This is a genomic window from Streptomyces sp. CNS606 (genome assembly GCF_000426325.1).
In genome coordinates, this window is record NZ_AUFD01000005.1 from 35385 (window position 1) to 55207 (window position 19823).

The following is a 19823-nucleotide window of genomic DNA, read 5'->3' on the forward strand; positions in this document are numbered from 1 at the left end:
ATGAGCCGCCCGGAGCTGGGCGCGGTGATGGGCGCCGTCGCCGTCTTCGCGTTCTTCGCCCTCGTCGCCGACAGCTTCCTGCGGGCGGCCAGCCTGTCCACCGTGCTGTACGCCTCGTCGACCATCGGGATCATGGCGGTGCCGGTTGCGCTGCTGATGATCGGCGGCGAATTCGACCTCTCCGCGGGCGTCATGGTCGCCACCTCCGCGCTGGTGTCCTCGCAGTTCAGCTACCAGATGACGGCCAACGTCTGGGTCGGCGCCGGCGTCTCGCTGCTGGTCACCCTCGCCTTCGGCGCCTTCAACGGCGTGACGCTGACCCGCACCAGGCTGCCCAGCTTCATCATCACGCTCGGCACCTTCCTCATGCTCACCGGCCTCAACCTGGGCCTCACCAAGCTGATCAGCGGCACCGTCTCCACCCGGAGCATCGCCGACATGGAGGGCTTCGACTCCGCGCACGCCGTCTTCGCCTCCCAGCTCACCCTGTTCGGCGTGGACTTCCCGATCACCATCCTGTGGTGGTTCGCGCTGGTCGCCGTCGCCACCTGGATCCTGCTGCGCACCCGCGCCGGCAACTGGGTCTTCGCCGTCGGCGGCAACGCCCCCGCCGCCCGCGCGGTCGGCGTCCCGGTGTCCCGCACGAAGATCGGCCTGTACCTCGGCGTCGCCTTCGCTGCCTGGATCTCCGGACAGCACCTGCTTTTCAACTACGACGTCGTCCAGTCCTCCGAGGGCGTCGGCAACGAGCTGATCTACATCGCCGCCGCCGTCATCGGCGGCTGCCTGCTCACCGGCGGCTACGGCTCCGCGGTGGGCGCCGCCGTCGGCGCGTTCATCTTCGGCATGACCAGTAAGGGCATCGTCTACGCCCAGTGGGACCCGGACTGGTTCAAGTTCTTCCTGGGGGCGATGCTGCTGCTCGCCACCCTGCTCAACGCGTGGATCCGCAAACGGGCGGAGGCGAGCTGACATGACCACCGAGAACCAGCCCCTGATCGAGCTGCGGGACGTCGACAAGGCGTACGGCAACGTGACCGCCCTGACCGGAGTGTCGCTCCAGGTCCGCGCGGGCGCGATCACGTGCGTGCTCGGCGACAACGGCGCCGGCAAGTCCACCCTGATCAAGATCGTCTCCGGGCTGCACGGCCACGACGCGGGCACCCTGCTCGTGGACGGCGAGGAGACCCGGTTCGCCTCGCCCCGCGAGGCCCTGAACCGCGGCATCGCCACGGTCTACCAGGACCTCGCCGTCGTCCCGCTGATGCCCGTCTGGCGGAACTTCTTCCTCGGCTCGGAGCCCCGGCGCGGTCGCGGGCCCCTCGCCCGGCTGGACGTCGACGCCATGCGCCGCACCACCCGCGACGCGCTGGCCCGCATGGGCATCACGCTGCGCGACGTCGACCAGCCGATCGGCACCCTCTCCGGCGGCGAGCGGCAGTGCGTCGCCATCGCCCGGGCGGTGCACTTCGGCGCCCGCGTGCTCGTCCTCGACGAGCCCACCGCCGCACTCGGCGTGAAGCAGTCCGGGATGGTGCTCAAGCACGTCGCCACCGCCCGCGACCAGGGCCTCGGCGTGGTCCTCATCACCCACAACCCGCATCACGCGTACCTGGTGGGGGACCGGTTCGTTCTGCTCAAGCGGGGTGAGATGGCCGGCAGCCACGCCCGGGACGCGATCAGCCTGGACGAGCTGACCCGCCAGATGGCGGGCGGCAGCGAGCTGGAGCAGCTCAGCCACGAACTGGAGCGCTCGTGACACAATCGGTCTCCGCGGGCACCGTCCGCCCGGAGTCCCGGCGCGCCCGCCGCGGGAGGCGCTGACCGGGCGCCGGTCCGCCCAGCCCACAGACCACCGTGACCAGGCAGAGACGAGACGAGAAGGTGCGCGCAACCACGCCCCGCCCGGGCCGCAGCCGGCCCCGCCCTCGCCCCCGCACCGCCGGCGGTCCGGAGGCCGGGCCGTGAGCAGCCGCGGCGACCGCGTCTACCGGCGTGCCACCACCGGCACCAGCGCGCTGCGCACGGTCAGCACCCGCGAACGGCGTTCGCCGCACTCCGCGCCCCGCGTGCCCACCGTCGGCATCGACATCGGCGGCACCAAGGTCATGGCCGGAGTGGTGGACGCCGACGGGCAGATCCTGGAACGGGTGCGCACCGAGACCCCCGACAAGTCCAAGAGCCCCAAGGTCGTCGAGGACACCATCGCGGAACTCGTGCTGGACCTCTCCGACCGGCACGACGTGCACGCCGTCGGCATCGGCGCCGCCGGCTGGGTGGACGCCGACCGTTCCCGCGTGCTCTTCGCCCCGCACCTCGCCTGGCGCGACGAACCGCTCAAGGACGCCCTCACCTCCCGCCTCGCCGTGCCGGTGATGGTCGACAACGACGCCAACACCGCCGCCTGGGGCGAATGGCGCTTCGGCGCCGGGCGCGGCGAGGACCACCTCGTCATGATCACCCTCGGCACCGGGATCGGCGGCGCCATCCTGGAGGACGGACGGGTCAAGCGCGGCAAGTACGGGGTCGCCGGCGAGTTCGGCCACATGCAGGTCGTGCCCTCCGGCCACCGCTGCCCCTGCGGGAACCGCGGCTGCTGGGAGCAGTACAGCTCCGGCAACGCCCTGGTCCGCGAGGCCCGCGAACTGGCCGCCGCCGAGTCTCCGGTCGCCTACGGCATCCTCGACGAGGTCGGCGGCCGGGTGGAGGAGATCACCGGCCCGCTCATCACCGACCTGGCCCGGCGCGGCGACGCCATGTGCGTCGAGCTGCTCCAGGAGATCGGCCACTGGCTCGGCATCGGCATCGCCAACCTCGCCGCCGCCCTCGACCCGTCCTGCTTCGTCATCGGCGGCGGCGTCAGCGCCGCCGACGACCTGCTGATCGGGCCCGCCCGGGACGCTTTCCGCCGCCACCTCACCGGACGCGGCTACCGCCCCGAGGCCCGGCTGGTCAAGGCACAGCTCGGCCCGGAGGCCGGCATGGTCGGCGCCGCCGACCTCGCCCGGCTCGTCGCCCGCCGTTTCCGCCGCGCCAACCGGCGCCGCCTGGAACGCTACGAACGCTACGAACGCGCCGCCGACAACATCCGCCGGGCGGTGGGCCAGTGAGAACCACCGCCCCGCCCACCGTCCCGCCCGCCGACCGGCCCCCGCACCGCCCCAAGCACCGCGTGCTGGCGCTGTGCGTCGTGGTCCTGCTCATCGCGATCCCCGCCGGCTACCTGGTGCAGTCCGCGTTCGTCAGCCGGGACAGCGGCGAGAACAAGCAGCGCGAGGCCGCTCTGAGCAACCTGCACTACGAATGGCCCAGCAAGGTGCAGCGACGGGTCTACGAGGTGCCGATCCCCAAGGGCTCCAGCTACGTGGCGTACTGGGAGTCCAACGCCTGGGAGAAGAGCAGCCTGCACGTCCAGTTCCGCACCTCCCGGAAGAACCTCGCACGCTTCCTCCGCGACGTCGGCACCGACCGTGAGGCGCTGCGCGAGGGCGAGGTCGCCATCAGCCGGGAACAGGCCGAGCAGGTCGGCTGGGACCTGCGCGCCGACGGCCGCACCTACGCGGGCTTGGTGCACGAGCAGCCCGAGCCCGCGCCCGACCTGCGCATCGCCGTCGACACCACGCCCGACAAGCGCCCCCGCGTCTACGTCGTCTCCACCGTCGGCTTCTGACCCGGCCCCGGCACCGCGTCCCGGAAGCTCCGCCACCCGGGGCGCGGGGCACGCCGCGCGGTCGATACCGTGACCCGGGTGAGCGAGACCAAGACCCTCCAGTACCGGACCGACGGCCCCGACGGCGCGCCACTGATCGTCCTCGGTCCCGCCCTCGGCGCGACGTGGCACATGTGGGATCGCCAGATACCCGAGCTGACCCGGCACCGGCGGGTACTGCGCTTCGACTTCCCCGGGCACGGCGGCGCCCCCGCCCACCCGGCCCTGTCGGCCGCCGAACTCGCCGAGCGGCTGATCGTCACCCTCGACGCCCTCGGGGTCGAGCGCTTCGCCTACGCCGGCTGCTCGCTCGGCGGCGCCGTCGGCGCCGAACTGGCCCTCGCCCACCCGCACCGCGTCTCGTCGCTCGCGCTGCTGTCCTCCGCTCCGCGCTACGGCACCCCGGACGCGTGGCGGCAGCGCGGCGTGGTGATCCGTACGAACGGGCTGGACCCGGTTGCCCGCAGCACCCCGGAGCGCTGGTTCACGCCGGGCTTCGCCACCGCGCAGCCCGCGATCGTCGACTGGGCCGTGCAGATGGTCCGCACCACCGACCCGGGCTGCTACATCGCGGCCTGTGAGGCGCTGGCCGCGTTCGACATCCGCGACGCCCTGCCCCGCATCGGCGTGCCCGCCCTGGTGGTGGCCGGGGCCGACGACCGCGTCACACCGCCCTCCGACGCCCGCGCCCTGGTCGCCGGCATCCCGGACGCGCGTCTCGCTCTGGTGCCCGGCGCCTCCCACCTGGTGCCGGTCGAGCAGCCCGCCGCCGTCACCGACCTGCTCGTCACCCACCTCGGCGCCGAGACGCCCGGCGAGCCGCAGCGCGGCACCGGCCGGCCGCAGCCGGTGGGTGCGCCCCCGGCCGTGCGGCCGGTGATGCCCCCGCCGCCGCCCGTGGCCGTCGCCGAACTGGAGGCGGGCGCCTCCGCGGCCGTCCGCCGCGACCCGTACGAGGCGGGGCTCAAGGTGCGGCGCGAGGTGCTCGGCGACGGCTTCGTGGACCGCGCGCTGGCGGAGGCCGACGACGTCACGCGCGACTTCGAGGACTTCGCCACCCGCTACGCCTGGGGCGAGGTCTGGGACCGGCCGGGCATCGACCGCCGCACCCGCTCCGTGGTCACCCTCACCGCGCTCACCGCCGGCGGCCACCTCGACGAGCTGGCCCTCCACGTACGGGCCGCGCTGCGCAACGGCCTGACACCGGTGGAGATCACCGAGGTGCTGCTGCACGCCGGCGTCTACTGCGGCCTTCCCGCCGCGCGGGCGGCCTTCGCCGTCGCCCGGGACGTCGTCCGTGAGGAGACCGCCCCCGAGGACGACCCGGACGCCGCCTGAGACCGGCCGACGTCCCACGAGGCGTGCGGGACGTGCGCGGTGTGCGGGGCGTGCGGGACCTGCGGGGCGGTACACAATGGCCCGCATGGAGCTGATGAAGAAGGGCCACGCCTGCGTACGGCTGACGAAGGGGGGCCGCACCCTCGTCATCGACCCCGGCGGCTTCTCCGAGGAGGACGCCGCGCTCGGCGCCGACGCCGTCCTGGTCACCCACGAGCACCCCGACCACTTCGACGCCGGGCGGCTGCGCACCGCGATGGAGGCCAACCCCGCCGCCGAGATCTGGACACTCCGCAGCGTCGCCGAGAAGCTCGCCGGCGCCTTCCCCGGCCGGGTCCACACCGTCGGCCACGGCGACCGGGTCGACGCCGCCGGGTTCGAGGTCGAGGTGCACGGCGAGCTGCACGCGGTCATCCATCCCGACATCCCCCGCATCACCAACGTGGGCTACGTCGTCGACGGAGCCGTCTTCCACCCCGGGGACGCCCTGACCGTGCCCGGCCGTGCGGTGGACACGCTGCTGCTGCCGGTCCACGCCCCGTGGAGCAAGGTCTCCGAAGTCATCGACTACCTGCGCGAGGTACGGCCGCGGCTGGCCTACGACGTGCACGACGGCCTGCTCTCGCAGCACGCGCACGGCGTCTACGGGCGGATGCTGGGCCCGGACGGGCCCGGTGTCGGCGGCGCCGCACACACGCGGCTGGAACCGGGCGACTCCGTCGTCGTCAGTGCCGGGCGGTAGGTTTGCGGGCATGCGCATCGCCACCTGGAACGTGAACTCCGTCGGGGCCCGCCTGCCCCGTCTGCTGGACTGGCTCGAGTCCGCCGCGCCGGACGTGGTGTGTCTCCAGGAGCTCAAGTGCGACACCGACGCCTTCCCGGAGGCGGAGCTGCGCGAGCGGGGCTACGAGTCGGCCACCCTGTGCTCGGGGCGGTGGAACGGCGTGGCCGTGCTCTCCCGCGTGGGCCTGACCGACGCGGTGCCTGGGCTGCCCGGCGGCCCGGAGTACGACGGCGGGCAGGAGGCCCGCGCGCTCACCGCCACCTGCGACGGCGTGCGCGTGACCTCGGTGTACGTGCCGAACGGCCGCGAGGTGGGCCATCCGCACTTCGCCTACAAGCTTCAGTGGCTGGAGGCGCTGCGCAAGGCCGCCGAGCCGGACGCCGCCGCTGCGCGGCCGTACGCCGTGCTCGGCGACTTCAACGTCGCCCCCACTGACGACGACGTCCACGACGTCGCCGCCTTCGAAGGGTCCACCCACGTCACGGAGGAGGAGCGGGCGGCGCTGGCCGCGCTGCGCGACGCCGGGCTTTCCGACGTCTTCCCGCGGCCGCTGAAGTACGACCACCCGTTCACCTACTGGGACTACCGGCAGCTGTGCTTCCCCAAGAACCGCGGCATGCGCATCGACCTGGTGTACGGCAACGCGCCGTTCACCTCGGCCGTACGGGACGCCTACGTCGACCGGGAGGCCCGCAAGGGCAAGGGGCCGTCCGACCACGCCCCGGTGGTCGTGGACCTGGAGCCCTGAGACCGCCCGCCCCGGACGGCGGGCGGGCGGCACGGGAACACCGGCGGGCGCCGCGGGCCGCGCGCCCTGTGGTGCAGACCGCACGCGGGGTGACACGCTGGGCGGTATGCACATTCCATTCCTCGAGCACTGGCGCAGACGGCACGGCGACACCACGCACGGCACGGGCTTCGCGAACGCGCTCTCCGACGACCCCGAGGGCGTCGCCGAACTGCTCTCGGAGTGCGAGCTGTTGCGTGACCACGCAGAACGCGCCGGCGTCGAACTGGACGACTCCGCCGAGTCGCTGGCCGCCCTCGACCAGCTCTTCCCGCTGTGGCGCGACGACACGGAAGCCGCGAACTGGCTCGGCAGCGACGCCGGCCTCTACCTGGGCACGGTGCTGGTGCGGACGGTGCCCGGCTCCTCCTGGCAGCTGTGGGAGACCGGCCAGCCGGTCGTCCGGCTGCCGTCCGGGATCGAGGTGGACGTGCTGGAGGAGGGCCGCGCGTGGGCGGCCACCGGCACCCCCGAACTCGCCCAGCTCTACGCGGAACTGTCCGACGACTGAGCCTCGCGCTCCTCCGCCGGATCCTCCTCCGCCGGATCCTCGTCGGCCGGACGGGGAGCCCGAGTGGTCGCCGCCCGCGTCACGTCCCCGACCAACTCGACCACGTCCGGTCCGTAGGCCGACGAGTTGAGCACCTTCAGCAGCAGGCAGAACGTGCCCTTCCGCCCGTACTTGCGGATGAGCCGCGTCTCGTGGCGGGCCAGGTAGCGGGCCGCCGCCTGGTTCGTGATGCCCGTCTGCCCGGCGATGAGGAACACCGGCCGGGTCTCCTCGCCGCCGCCGGCGGTGAGCCGGGCCAGCAGCACGTGTTCGGCACCGCCCTTGTCCATGACGTACCGCTCGCCACCGACGGTGAACGCCGCCCGCCCGGGACCCGGTTCGGCGTCGGTGTTCACCAGGACGCCGGGGAGGAGCGACTGCAGGTGCGCCGCCGTGCGGGCGTTGGACGCGGGCCCGCCGACGCAGAACTCGGTGCGCTCCCCGAAACCCTGCAACGCCGTGTCGTGCGTGACGATGTCGGCGTGCGCCCCGCAGTCCTTGATCAGGGCGGAGAGCTCCAGCAGGGCGAACACGTCGCGTCGCGCCACCGACCAGGAGGACGCGGCCGGATCACGGTTGACGATCAGCAGGCACTCGGAGTGCGGCAGCAGCCCGTAGAATCGCTGTCTGCGGCGGAGTCTGCGCCGCCACAGGTACGTGCGGGCGAACCAGCCGAGAGCCGCCGTGATGCCCGCGGCCAGTATCCCGAGCACGATCTCGCGCATGTCATCTGTCATGAGGCGGGAGCGTACATGTCACGAGTTTCGGCGGGTCCGGGCCGGGATGCAGACGCCGGGAAGGAGGCGGGTCTACGCTGCGCGCACGCACGTGACTGGAGGTTTCCTCGGATGCGCCGTCGTTCCGTCCGCCTGTCGGCCCTGATCACCGCAGTGGCGGCAGTGGGTTCCCTGTCCGTAGCGGCCGCGCCGGCCGCACCACCGCCGTCCGACCGCGGGACGCCGCCCAAGGAGCCGGTCGCCGTCGGCTACGGCGGCGCCGTGGCGAGCGTCGACCCCGACGCCTCCGCCATCGGCGTCGACGTCCTGAGACGAGGCGGCAACGCCGTCGACGCGGCGGTGGCCACGGCCGCCGCACTCGGTGTCACCGAGCCGTTCTCCGCCGGAATCGGCGGCGGCGGCTACTTCGTCTACTTCGACGCCGACAGCGGCCGCGTCCACACCCTCGACGGCCGCGAACGCGCCCCGCTGAGTGCCGACGAGACGCTGTTCCTGGAGAACGGCGAGCCGCTGCCGTTCGACGAGGCCGTCACCAGCGGCCTCAGCGTCGGCACCCCCGGCACCCCCGCCACCTGGGACGCGGCCCTCGACGCGTGGGGCACCACGTCGCTGCGCAAGGCCGTCAGGCCCGCGGCGAAGCTCGCCCACCGCGGCTTCACCGTCGACGAGACCTTCCGGTCGCAGGTCGCCGACAACGAGGATCGGTTCCGCGACTTCCCCGCCAGCGCCGAACTGTTCCTGCCCGGCGGCGAACTCCCCGAGGTCGGCTCCACGATCCGCAACAAGGACCTGGCCCGCACGTACACCAAGCTCGGCCGTCGGGGCGTGGACGCCTTCTACCGGGGCCCGCTCGCGCGCGACATCGCCGACACCGTCCAGGACCCGAAGGTCGCCGAGGGCGCCGAACGCGTCGTGCGGCCCGGCGACATGACGGCGCGCGACCTGCGCGAGTACGACGTGAAGTTCCAGGACCCGACGCACGTCGACTACCGCGGCCTGGACGTGTACGGCATGGCGCCGTCGTCCTCCGGCGGCACCACCGTCGGCGAGGCGCTGAACATCATGGAGAACGAGGACCTCTCCGAGGCGTCGAAGAAGGAGTTCCTGCACTACTACCTGGAGGCCAGCAAGCTCGCCTACGCCGACCGCGGCCGGTGGCTCGGCGACGCGGCCTACGAGGACGTGCCCGTCGAGGGCCTGCTGTCCCAGGAGTTCGCCGACGCCCGCGCCTGCCTCGTCGACGACGAGAAGGCGCTGAAGAGCCCCGTCGCCTTCGGCGACCCGCGCGAGCCGGCAGGCTGCGAGCGCGGCGACCAGGTCGCCCCGCTCACCTACGAGGGCACCAGCACCACGCACCTGACGACAGCCGACCGGTGGGGCAACGTCGTCTCGTACACCCTCACCATCGAGCAGATCGGCGGCAGCGCGATGACCGTGCCCGGCCGCGGTTTCCTGCTCAACAACGAGCTGACCGACTTCTCCTTCGCCCCGGCCGCCGAGGACGTGCCCGACCCGAACCTCCCCGGCCCCGGCAAGCGGCCCCGCTCGTCGATGTCGCCCACCATCGTGCTGGAGGACGGCAAGGCCGCCTTCGCCCTCGGCTCGCCGGGCGGCTCCACCATCATCACCACGGTGCTCCAGACGCTGGTCAACCGCGTCGACCGCGACATGAGCCTCCCCGAGGCCATCGCCGCACCGCGTGCCACCCAGCGCAACACCGAGGAGACGCTGCTGGAGAAGGACCTGTACGACAGCTCCCTGCGCGGCGAACTGGAGGACATGGGCCACCTGTTCGCGGAGACCGGCGAGATCGGCGCCGCCACCGGCATCGAGCGCCTCGGCCGCGGCAAGTGGCTGGCCGCCGCCGAGCCGGAGCGCCGCGGCGCCGGCTCCGCCATGGTCCCCCACCCGGTGCGCCAGGACCGGTGACGCGCCGCCACGCGTAGCGCCCGCACCGCCAGGGGTGTGTGGTCCGTGCCCGCCGCAGGGCACGGACCACACACCCCTGTTCGCGTGCGAACTGCTCCGTACGCCGTACACCGGGAAGATCGTTCCGGCGACCTCGCGTCGATGCCCTTGCCACCGTCGGTGACGGGATCTACGGTCGCATCCTCACGCTGATCTACGCGAGTCGATCCGCGTGTTCGTACCGCGGGGCCACCGCCTACGCCCGGACTCGAGGAGCAGCTCATGCCCGACATCGTGCGCGCCGCACTCGTACAGGCCACCTGGACCGGCGACACCGAGTCGATGATCGACAAGCACGAGCAGCACGCCCGGGAGGCGGCCCGGCAGGGCGCGAGAGTGATCGGCTTCCAGGAGGTCTTCAACGCGCCGTACTTCTGCCAGGTGCAGGACCCCGAGCACTACAAGTGGGCGGAGCCGGTACCCGACGGGCCGACCGTGCGGCGGATGCAGGACCTCGCCCGCGAGCTGAGCATGGTGATCGTCGTACCGGTCTTCGAGGTCGAGCAGTCGGGCTTCTACTACAACACCGCGGCCGTCATCGACGCCGACGGCACCGTGCTCGGCACCTACCGCAAGCACCACATCCCGCAGGTCAAGGGCTTCTGGGAGAAGTACTACTTCAAGCCCGGCAACCTCGGCTGGCCCGTCTTCGACACGGCCGTGGGCAAGGTCGGCGTCTACATCTGCTACGACCGCCACTTCCCGGAGGGCTGGCGCGCGCTCGGCCTGGCCGGCGCGCAGATCGTCTACAACCCCTCCGCCACCTCCCGCGGCCTGTCCGCCTACCTGTGGCAGCTGGAGCAGCCGGCCGCCGCGGTCGCCAACGAGTACTTCATCGCCGCCATCAACCGCGTCGGTCAGGAGGAGTACGGCGACAACGACTTCTACGGCACCAGCTACTTCGTCGACCCGCGCGGCCAGTTCGTCGGCGAGGTCGCCAGCGACAAGGAGGAGGAACTCGTCGTCCGCGACCTCGACATGTCGATGATCGACGAGGTCCGGCAGCAGTGGGCCTTCTACCGCGACCGGCGGCCGGACGCCTACGACGGGCTGGTGCAGCCGTGAGCGACCTGCACTCCGCGGGCGACCTGCACCACCGGCACCGGGCCGTGATGCCGGACTGGCTCGCCCTCTACTACGACCGTCCGATGGAGATCACCCACGGCGAGGGCCGGCACGTCTGGGACGCCGAAGGCAACCGCTACCTGGACTTCTTCGGCGGCATCCTCACCACCATGACCGCCCACGCGCTGCCCGAGGTCACCAAGGCGGTCGCCGAGCAGGCCGGGCGCATCCTGCACACCTCCACCCTCTACCTCGACCGCCACATGGTCGAGCTGGCCGAACGCGTCGCCGCCCTGTCCGGCATCCCCGACGCCCGGGTCTTCTTCACGACCTCCGGCACCGAGGCCAACGACGCCGCCCTCCTGCTGGCGACCACGTACCGTCGCTCCAACCAGGTGCTGGCGCTGCGCAACAGCTACCACGGCCGTTCCTTCTCCGCCGTCGGCATCACCGGCAACAGCGCCTGGTCGCCCACCAGCCTGTCCCCGCTCCAGACGCTCTACGTGCACGGCGGCGTGCGCAGCCGCGGCCCGTACGCGCACCTGGACGACGACGCGTTCACCGCCGCCTGCGTGGCGGACCTGCGGGACATGCTGGGACAGACGCGCGGGGGCGTGGCGGCGCTGATCGCCGAGCCCGTGCAGGGGGTCGGCGGCTTCACTTCCGGTCCGGACGGGTTGCTGGCCGCGTTCCGCGAGGTGCTCGACGCGCACGGCATCCTGTGGATCTCCGACGAGGTGCAGACCGGCTGGGGCCGCACCGGGGACCACTTCTGGGGCTGGCAGGCCCACGACCGGGCCGGGCCGCCCGACATGCTGACGTTCGCCAAGGGCATCGGCAACGGCATGTCCGTCGGCGGCGTCGTCGCCCGTGCCGAGGTGATGAACTGCCTGGACGCCAACTCCATCTCCACCTTCGGCGGCAGCCCGGTCACCATGGCCGCAGCGCAGGCCAACCTCAACCACCTCCTCGAACACGACCTCCAGGGCAACGCCCGCCGCGTCGGCGGCCTGCTGCTGGAACGGCTCCGTGCCGCCGTCGCGGGCCTGGACGTCGTCCGCGAGGTACGCGGCCGCGGCCTGATGATCGGCCTCGAACTGGTCCGCCCCGGCACCGACGAGCCCTCGCCGGAAGCCGCCTCCCTGGTTCTGGAGGCCGCCCGTGAAGGCGGACTGCTCATCGGCAAGGGCGGCAGCCACCTCGGCAGCGTGCTGCGCATCGCCCCGCCGCTGTCACTGACCGTCGCCGAGGCGGAGGAGGGTGCCGGAATCCTGCAGCGCGCCCTGGAGACGGCGCAGACCCGACTCGAAGGGAACGCACGCGCATGAGCAGCAGCAACCGCACGGTCGTCCGGGGCGGGCTGGTCGTCACCGCCGCCGACGAACTCCACGCCGACGTGCTGATCGAGGACGGCCGCGTCGCCGCGCTCGCCGCACACGGCAGTGAGGCCGCCGCCGGCTGGACCGCCGGGAACGTCATCGACGCGACGGGCAGGTACGTGCTGCCGGGCGGCGTCGACGTGCACACCCACATGGAGCTGCCGTTCGGCGGCACCTTCGCCTCCGACACCTTCGAGACCGGCACCCGCGCCGCCGCCTGGGGCGGCACCACCACCATCGTCGACTTCGCCGTCCAGACCCAGGGGCACGCGCTGCGCGAGGGTTTGGACCAGTGGCACGCCAAGGCCGACGCCAAGTGCGCGATCGACTACGCGTTCCACATGATCGTCTCCGACGTCAACGACGCGACGCTCAAGGAGATGGACCTGCTCGTGGAGGAGGGCATCACCTCCTTCAAGCTGTTCATGGCCTACCCCGGCGTCTTCTACAGCGACGACGGCCAGATCCTGCGCGCCATGCAGCGCGGCGCCGACAACGGCGCGCTCACGATGATCCACGCCGAGAACGGCATCGCCATCGACGTCCTGGTGCAGCAGGCCCTGGACGCGGGCCGTACCGACCCGCGCCACCACGGCGAGGTCCGCAAGGTGCTGCTGGAGGCGGAGGCCACCCACCGCGCCATCCAGCTGGCCCGCGTCGCCGGCGCACCGCTGTACGTGGTGCACGTCTCGGCGGACGAGGCCGTCGCCGAACTCGCCGCGGCCCGGGACAAGAACCTCCCCGTCTTCGGGGAGACCTGCCCGCAGTACCTCTTCCTGTCCACCGACAACCTGGCGGAACCCGACTTCGAGGGTGCCAAGTACGTGTGCAGCACCCCGCTGCGGCCCCGCGAGCACCAGGCCGCGCTGTGGCGGGGCCTGCGCACCGACGACCTCCAGGTGGTCTCCACCGACCACTGCCCGTTCTGCTTCAACGGCCAGAAGGAACTGGGCCGCGGCGACTTCTCCAAGATCCCCAACGGCATGCCGGGCGTCGAGCACCGCATGGACCTGCTGCACCAGGCGGTGCTGGACGGCCACATCAGCCGGCGCCGCTGGATCGACATCGCCTGCGCGACCCCGGCGCGGATGTTCGGCCTCTACCCGAAGAAGGGCACCATCGCCCCTGGCTCGGACGCCGACATCGTCCTCTACGACCCCACCGCCGAGCAGACCCTCTCGGTCGAGACCCACCACATGAACGTCGACTACTCCGCCTACGAGGGCAAGCGCGTCACCGGACGGGTCGAGACGGTGCTCTCCCGCGGCCACACCGTCATCGACCGGCGGGAGTACACCGGCCATGCCGGCCACGGCCAGTACACCCCGCGCGGCACCTGCCAGTTCCTCGCCTGACCCGGAACGGCCCCGGGAATCCCCCGGGGCCCGGCACCCGACAGGAGACCACCGACCATGGACTTCGGCCTCGTCCTGCAGACCGACCCGCCCGGCGCCGCAACCGTCGGCCTGATGCGCCGCGCCGAGCGCAACGGCTTCCGCTACGGCTGGACGTTCGACTCCGCCGTTCTCTGGCAGGAGCCGTACGTCATCCACAGCCGCATCCTGGCCAACACCCAGCGGCTGATCGTCGGCCCCATGGTGACCAACCCGGGCACCCGCACCTGGGAGGTCACCGCCTCCACCTTCGCCACGCTCAACGAGATGTACGGCAACCGCACCGTCTGCGGCATCGGCCGCGGCGACTCCGCGATGCGCGTCGCCGGGCGCAAGCCCAACACCCTCGCGCGGCTCAGCGAGGCCATGTCCGTCATCCGCGACCTGGCCGAGGGCCGCGAAGCCGTCGTCGACGGCACCCCGCTCCGGCTGCCCTGGGTGGCCGGCTCCCGGCTGCCGGTCTGGATGGCCGCCTACGGTCCCAAGGCGCTCGCGATGGCCGGACGCGAGGCCGACGGCTTCATCCTGCAGCTCGCCGACCCCTACCTCACCGAGTGGATGGTCAAGGCCGTACGGCAGGCCGCGGCCGACGCCGGACGCGACCCCGACGAGGTCACCGTGTGCGTCGCGGCCCCCGCCTACGTCACCGAGGACGCGAGCGACGCGGCGATGGCCCACGCCCGCGAACAGTGCCGCTGGTTCGGCGGCATGGTCGGCAACCACGTCGCCGACCTCGTCGCCCGCTACGGCGAGGAGTCCTCCCTCGTCCCCGCCGCGCTGACCTCCTACATCAAGGCGCGGCACGGCTACGACTACGCCCACCACGGGCGGGCCGGCAATCCCGACACCGAGTTCGTGCCGGACGAGATCGTCGACCGCTTCTGCCTCGTCGGCCCCGTGGAGACGCACCTGGAACGGCTGCGCGCCCTGCGGGAACTCGGCGTCGACCAGTTCGCCGTGTACGCCATGCACGACGCCCGGGAAGCGGTCGTCGACGCCTACGGCGAGCACATCGTCCCCGTCCTGCACGACGGACCCGCGACCTCGTGAGGTGAACAACGCATGACCGGCACCGCCCCCGCGAAGTCAGACCGGCCGTCCGACGGCGGTACCGCCACGCCGGACGGCCGGGTGGAGCTGCCGCCCGGCGCGATACCCGCGGACAGCCGCTTCGCCAACGCCGACCTGTACCCCGTGCCGGTCGCCGAACGCCGCTGGACGACGTACAACTTCGCCGCCCTGTGGGTCGGCATGGCCGTCAACATCCCCTCCTGGACGCTCGCCTCCGGCCTCATCGCGCTCGGCATGGACTGGAAACAGGCCGTGCTCACCATCGCGCTGGCCAACGTCATCGTGCTGCTGCCGATGCTGCTCACCGGTCACGCCGGCCCGAAGTACGGCATCCCCTTCCCCGTCCTGGCCCGCGCCTCGTTCGGCGTGGTCGGCGCGAACCTGCCTGCGTTGCTGCGCGGCCTCGTCGCCTGCGCCTGGTTCGGCATCCAGACCTGGATCGGCGGCCAGTCCATCTTCTTCCTCGCCGGGAAGATCTTCGGTGAGGGCAGCTGGTGGGTGCTGGCGGGGGAGACCTTCGGCTACCCGTGGACGCAGTGGCTGTCGTTCCTGCTGTTCTTCCTCATCGAGGTCGTGGTCATCGTCCGCGGCATGGATGCCGTCCGCCACCTGGAGAACTGGGCGGCGCCGCTGATGCTCCTCGGCGCACTCGCGCTGCTGTGGTGGATCGCCGACAAGGCGGGCGGGCTCGGACCGCTGCTCGACCAGCCCTCGCAGCTCGGCTGGGGCGCCGACTTCTGGCCGGTCTTCTTCCCCGCCCTGATGGGCATGATCGGCTTCTGGTCCACCCTGTCGCTCAACATCCCCGACTTCACCCGCTTCGGCGCCGGCCAGCGTTCCCAGGTGTGGGGCCAGACCCTCGGGCTGCCGACCACCATGGCCGCGTTCGCCCTGCTCTCCGTCCTGGTCACCTCGGGCTCGCAGGCCGTCTACGGCGAACCCGTCTGGGATCCCAGTCAGCTGGCCGCGCGGATGGACAGCACGGTCGGCGTGCTCTTCGCGCTGTTCGTCGTCCTGATGGCGACGCTGAGCACCAACATCGCCGCGAACCTGGTCAGTCCCGCGTACGACCTGTCCAACCTCGCGCCGCGCCTGATCAGCTTCCGCACCGGCGCGCTGCTGGCCTGCGTCATCGGCGTGGTCATCTTCCCGTGGAAGCTGATCGAGAACCCGTCGGTCTACATCTTCACCTGGCTCGGCACCGTCGGCGGACTGCTCGGCACGGTCGGCGGCATCCTCATCGCCGACTACTGGCTGGTGCGCCGCACCCGGCTCGAACTGGCCGACCTCTACCGTCCGGACGGCGCGTACTGGTACAGCGGCGGCTGGAACTGGCGTGCCCTCATCGCCTTCGCGGTCGGCGGCACGCTCGCGGTGGGCGGCTCCTCCTCCGCCCCGGGCTCCGGCCCCTTCCCCGCGGACGGCCTGATCCCCCTGCTGGAGCCGCTCGTCGACTACGGCTGGGCCGTCGGCCTCAGCAGCTCCGCCCTGCTCTACCTCGTGCTGACGGCCGCCTTCCGTCCGCGCGGTGCCGGACGGAAGACGGCCGCGGGACCTCAGTAGCCGTTGGGGCCGAGCACGTTGACGAAGAGCGGGTTGCGCTGCGTGCCGCCGAGGGTGACGCTCTGGGTGACGACCTTGCCGTAGTAGGCGCTCGCGTTGATGACGCGGTTGTTGCCGATGTAGATGCCGGTGTGGTCGAGGTCGCCGCCGTAGCGGATGCCGTCGCGCTTGTTCGTGTCCCAGAAGACGAGGTCTCCGGGACGCGGGTTGTTGGTCTTCCGGCCCTGGTTGATCTGGCCCTGGAGCCAGTAGTTGAGCTGCAGGCCGCGGCCGGTGGCGTTCTTGGTGCCGTGCCAGATCGCGTTGCGGTTGAAGCACTCGCAGTCCATGGCGTTCTCGCGGCAGGTCCAGCCGTACTCCAGCCGGTACGGGCGCCCCAGCCGGTTCTTCGCGGCGCGCACCACCGCGTTCCGGACACCGGCGGCGGTGGTCGAGGCGTCCGTCGCGGTGGCTCTCTCCTGCTGGGCCGGCGCCGTGTCCGGAACGGCCGCGGCCGAACCCCCGGTCACCAGGCCCGAGGACGCCACCAGGGCGGCCGCGACGAGCGCGCTGCGCTTCATGCGTGTCATGCAGGGACCTCTCTGTACATCGCAGTCTCCCCGCGGGGCCGGGCGGCGGATCACCCCCGGGAGTTTGTCGTCTCACACGATAAAGAATGAGCATGACAACGACAAGCCTGTGCGGCGGCCCCCTTCGGCAGGTGAACCCGGCCCGGGAGACGCCGCCCGTCAGTCCCCGGCGAGCGCGTCCAGCAGGGCGGGCAGGGCGATGCCGATCGGGTCGCGGACGACCTCGGTCGCCAGCGCGTCGTACGGCGTCGGCTCCGCGTTGACGATGATCAGCCGGGCGCCGTGCTCGGCGGCCAGTCCGGCCAGCGACGCGGCGGGCTGCACCTGGAGGCTCGTCCCGACCGCGACGAACACGTCGCACGCCTTCGCCACGGCCATCGCCTGCGACAGCACCTCCGGGTCCAGGGCCTGACCGAACATCACCGTCGCCGACTTGAGGATGCCGCCGCAGCTCTCGCAGGCCGGGTCGGCCTCGCCCGCCTCGACCCGTGCCAGCGCGTCCGCCATCGTGCCGCGCGCGTCGCACCCGGTGCACACCACCGTCCGCGACGTGCCGTGCAGCTCCAGCACCTTCCGCTCCGGAACCCCGGACAACTGGTGCAGCCCGTCCACGTTCTGCGTGATGACCCGCACCGGCGTGCCCGAGCGCTCCAGCCGGGCCACCGCCTCGTGCGCGCCGTTCGGCTTCGCCGCCCACACCGGGCTGTCCCGCCGCATCCGCCAGGAGCGGCGCCGCACGTCCGCGTCGGCCATGTAGAAGCCGTAGGTGACGAGCTTCTCCGCCTCAGGGTCCCGCTTCCACAGCCCCTGCGGCCCCCGGTAGTCCGGAATCCCCGAGTCGGTGGAGATCCCCGCCCCGCTGAGGATCGCCACAAGTGGGCGTTTCCCCTGCTCCGTGCTCTCGTCCGCGCTCATACCGGAAGCGTACGCTCCGGCCATGTTCACCACCCGGCCCACGCTCCAGGGCACCTTCGGCATGGCCGCCGGAACACACTGGCTCGCCGCCCAGACCGCCATGGCCGTCCTCGAGGACGACGGCAACGCCTTCGACGCGGCCGTCGCCGCGGGATTCGTCCTCCAGGTCGTCGAGCCGCACCTGAACGGCCCGGCCGGCGAGGTGCCGATCCTCCTCGCCCCCGCCGGGGGACCCGTGCGGGTCCTGTGCGGCCAGGGCGTGGCTCCGGCCGGTGCGACCGTCGCGCACTACACCGGACTCGGCCTGGACCTCGTCCCCGGCACCGGCCCCCTCGCCGCCGCCGTGCCCGGCGCCTTCGACGCCTGGCTCACGCTGCTCCGCGACCACGGCACCCGGTCGCTGCGCGAGGTGCTGACCTACGCCGTGGGGTACGCCGAACGCGGCCACCCGGCCGTCGAGCGGATCGGCGAGACCGTCGAGACGGTCCGCGCACTCTTCGAGACGGAGTGGACGGACTCCGCCGCGGTCTACCTGCCCGACGGCCGCGCCCCGCGCCCCGGCGCGCTGCTGCGCAACCCCGCGCTCGCCCGCACCTGGCGGCGGCTGCTGGACGAGGCCGAAGCCGCCGGGCCGGGCCGCGAGCAGCAGATCGACGCCGCGCGGCGCGCCTGGCGCGAGGGCTTCGTCGCCGAGGCCCTCGCCGCGGCCGCCGCCCGCCCCACCATGGACACCTCCGGCGAACGGCACACCGGCACCCTCACCGGCGACGACCTCGCCGGCTGGCACGCCACGTACGAGGAGCCGGCCACGTACACCTGGAACGGCTGGACGGTCTGCAAGCCCGGGCCCTGGTCGCAGGGCCCCAGCCTCCTCCAGCAACTCGCCCTGCTCCCCGACGACCTGCCCGAGGCGTACGGCAGCCCCGACTCCGTGCACCGGCTGGTGGAGGGCACCAAGCTCGCGATGGCCGACCGGGAGGCCTGGTACGGCGACGCCGACGGCGCGGAGCACGTACCGCTCGCGGACCTGCTGTCGCCCGCGTACGGCGCCGAGCGCCGCCGCCTCGTCGGCGACACCGCCTCCTACGCGCTGCGCCCCGGCAGCCCCGGCGGCCGCACGCCCCGGCTGGCCGCCGCCGCGCTCGCCGCCGCCGGGCGCGGACCCGCCGCCGCGGGCACCGGCGAGCCGACCGTGCCGTCGCCCGTCGCCCCCGCGGACGACCGGGTGGGGAAGGGGCCCTCCGCCGCCCAGGCCGACGTGGCCCCGGCCGACGCCGCCGGCCCGGACGGCGGCGGCCCCCACGTGGACCGGAACGGCCTCACCCGCGGCGACACCTGCCACATCGACGTCGTGGACCGCTGGGGCAACATGGTCAGCGCCACGCCCAGCGGCGGCTGGCTGCAGTCCAACCCGGTCATCCCCGAACTGGGCTTCCCGCTCGGCACCCGCCTCCAGATGGCCTGGCTGGAGCCCGGACTGCCCAACACCCTCACGCCCGGCCGCCGCCCGCGCACCACGCTGTCGCCCTCGCTCGCGCTCCGCGACGGGCGCCCCGTGCTGGCGTTCGGCACCCCCGGCGGCGACCAGCAGGACCAGTGGCAGCTGCACCTGCTCCTCGCCGCCGCCCTGCGCGCACCGGTGCGCGGCGGCCTCGACCTGCAAGGGGCCATCGACGCCCCCAACTGGCACACCGAGAGCTTCCCCGGCTCCTTCTACCCGCGCACGATGCGGCCGGGCTCCCTCGTGGTGGAGTCCCGGATCGGCGAAGAGGCCGTCGCCGGGCTGCGCGCCCGCGGCCACCGGGTCACCGTCGGCCCGCCGTGGTCCGAGGGCCGGCTCAGCGCCGTGGCCCGTGACCCGGAGACGGGCGTGCTCGCCGCCGCCGCCAACCCGCGCGGCATGCAGGGTTACGCGGTGGGCCGGTGAGTCGGGCGGCTCCGCAGGAGGGACGGCGTGCGGGGCGGAGCGCCCCCGTCGGCAGGGCGTGCTTCCA

18 protein-coding genes are annotated in these 19823 nt (G+C 72.8%); 15 read left to right on the forward strand and 3 right to left on the reverse strand.

Annotated elements, in window-relative coordinates:
* The 8 genes from K304_RS0100170 to K304_RS0100205 all read left to right on the forward strand — a co-directional run bounded on the left by K304_RS0100170 (nucleotide 1) and on the right by K304_RS0100205 (nucleotide 7129).
* Entirely contained in the window at nucleotides 1-972 is a 972-nt protein-coding gene (locus K304_RS0100170; RefSeq protein ID WP_078528271.1) for an ABC transporter permease, read from the forward strand.
* Nucleotide 973: 1 nt separating this feature from the next.
* Entirely contained in the window at nucleotides 974-1759 is a 786-nt protein-coding gene (locus K304_RS0100175) for an ATP-binding cassette domain-containing protein (protein ID WP_027762076.1), read from the forward strand.
* 205 nt (nucleotides 1760-1964) lie between these two features.
* The gene (locus tag K304_RS0100180) at nucleotides 1965-3110 is read left to right on the forward strand and encodes an ROK family glucokinase (protein WP_027762077.1); all 1146 of its coding nucleotides are present in this window, start codon (nucleotides 1965-1967) and stop codon (nucleotides 3108-3110) included.
* Nucleotides 3107-3670: a hypothetical protein gene (locus K304_RS0100185; RefSeq protein ID WP_027762078.1), complete on the forward strand. Its 564-nt coding sequence runs from the start codon at nucleotides 3107-3109 to the stop codon at nucleotides 3668-3670. The genes K304_RS0100180 and K304_RS0100185 overlap by 4 nt, the downstream gene beginning before the upstream one ends.
* 78 nt (nucleotides 3671-3748) lie before the next feature.
* The gene (pcaDC, locus tag K304_RS0100190) at nucleotides 3749-5047 is read left to right on the forward strand and encodes a bifunctional 3-oxoadipate enol-lactonase/4-carboxymuconolactone decarboxylase PcaDC (RefSeq protein WP_027762079.1); all 1299 of its coding nucleotides are present in this window, start codon (nucleotides 3749-3751) and stop codon (nucleotides 5045-5047) included.
* 85 nt (nucleotides 5048-5132) lie between these two features.
* Nucleotides 5133-5789 (forward strand): MBL fold metallo-hydrolase, encoded by a 657-nt coding sequence (locus tag K304_RS0100195; protein WP_027762080.1) that lies wholly within the window; start codon nucleotides 5133-5135, stop codon nucleotides 5787-5789.
* Nucleotides 5790-5799: 10 nt separating this feature from the next.
* Nucleotides 5800-6579 carry an exodeoxyribonuclease III gene (locus tag K304_RS0100200; RefSeq protein ID WP_027762081.1) on the forward strand — a complete coding sequence of 260 codons (780 nt, stop codon included), beginning with the start codon at nucleotides 5800-5802 and terminating at the stop codon, nucleotides 6577-6579.
* A 106-nt stretch (nucleotides 6580-6685) separates the two neighbouring features.
* On the forward strand, nucleotides 6686-7129 hold the full coding sequence (locus K304_RS0100205) for a DUF6278 family protein (RefSeq protein ID WP_027762082.1): 444 nt from the start codon (nucleotides 6686-6688) through the stop codon (nucleotides 7127-7129).
* On the opposite strand, the gene K304_RS26540 is transcribed toward K304_RS0100205, so the two are convergent.
* Nucleotides 7105-7905, reverse strand: a complete 801-nt coding sequence (locus K304_RS26540; protein ID WP_051307591.1) for a hypothetical protein — start codon at nucleotides 7903-7905, stop codon at nucleotides 7105-7107. The two genes, K304_RS0100205 and K304_RS26540, sit on opposite strands and share 25 nt — an antisense overlap.
* A 111-nt stretch (nucleotides 7906-8016) precedes the next feature.
* On the opposite strand from K304_RS26540, the gene ggt reads away from it, so the two are divergent.
* The 6 genes from ggt to K304_RS0100240 all read left to right on the forward strand — a co-directional run bounded on the left by ggt (nucleotide 8017) and on the right by K304_RS0100240 (nucleotide 16345).
* On the forward strand, nucleotides 8017-9834 hold the full coding sequence (gene ggt / locus K304_RS0100215) for a gamma-glutamyltransferase (RefSeq protein ID WP_027762083.1): 1818 nt from the start codon (nucleotides 8017-8019) through the stop codon (nucleotides 9832-9834).
* A 261-nt stretch (nucleotides 9835-10095) separates the two neighbouring features.
* On the forward strand, nucleotides 10096-10938 hold the full coding sequence (locus tag K304_RS0100220; protein WP_027762084.1) for a nitrilase-related carbon-nitrogen hydrolase: 843 nt from the start codon (nucleotides 10096-10098) through the stop codon (nucleotides 10936-10938).
* A 47-nt stretch (nucleotides 10939-10985) separates the two neighbouring features.
* Entirely contained in the window at nucleotides 10986-12266 is a 1281-nt protein-coding gene (locus tag K304_RS26545; RefSeq protein ID WP_051307681.1) for an aspartate aminotransferase family protein, read from the forward strand.
* Nucleotides 12263-13672 (forward strand): dihydropyrimidinase, encoded by a 1410-nt coding sequence (hydA, locus tag K304_RS0100230; RefSeq protein WP_027762085.1) that lies wholly within the window; start codon nucleotides 12263-12265, stop codon nucleotides 13670-13672. Before K304_RS26545 ends, hydA begins: the two co-directional genes overlap by 4 nt.
* A 57-nt stretch (nucleotides 13673-13729) precedes the next feature.
* Complete coding sequence (locus K304_RS0100235; protein ID WP_027762086.1) at nucleotides 13730-14761, forward strand: TIGR03842 family LLM class F420-dependent oxidoreductase; 1032 nt, start codon at nucleotides 13730-13732, stop codon at nucleotides 14759-14761.
* Between the two features lie 12 nt (nucleotides 14762-14773).
* Nucleotides 14774-16345: an NCS1 family nucleobase:cation symporter-1 gene (locus K304_RS0100240; RefSeq protein ID WP_027762087.1), complete on the forward strand. Its 1572-nt coding sequence runs from the start codon at nucleotides 14774-14776 to the stop codon at nucleotides 16343-16345.
* Here K304_RS0100240 and K304_RS0100245 read toward each other — a convergent pair.
* Both K304_RS0100245 and K304_RS0100250 read right to left on the reverse strand, forming a co-directional pair.
* Nucleotides 16339-16914 carry an NlpC/P60 family protein gene (locus K304_RS0100245; RefSeq protein ID WP_027762088.1) on the reverse strand — a complete coding sequence of 192 codons (576 nt, stop codon included), beginning with the start codon at nucleotides 16912-16914 and terminating at the stop codon, nucleotides 16339-16341. The genes K304_RS0100240 and K304_RS0100245 overlap by 7 nt on opposite strands.
* 159 nt (nucleotides 16915-17073) lie before the next feature.
* Nucleotides 17074-17829 (reverse strand): Sir2 family NAD-dependent protein deacetylase, encoded by a 756-nt coding sequence (locus K304_RS0100250; protein WP_027762089.1) that lies wholly within the window; start codon nucleotides 17827-17829, stop codon nucleotides 17074-17076.
* A 22-nt stretch (nucleotides 17830-17851) separates the two neighbouring features.
* Between K304_RS0100250 and K304_RS0100255 the strand changes: the two genes are divergently transcribed.
* Nucleotides 17852-19756, forward strand: a complete 1905-nt coding sequence (locus K304_RS0100255) for a gamma-glutamyltransferase (RefSeq protein WP_027762090.1) — start codon at nucleotides 17852-17854, stop codon at nucleotides 19754-19756.
* Nucleotides 19757-19823: the final 67 nt, after the last annotated feature.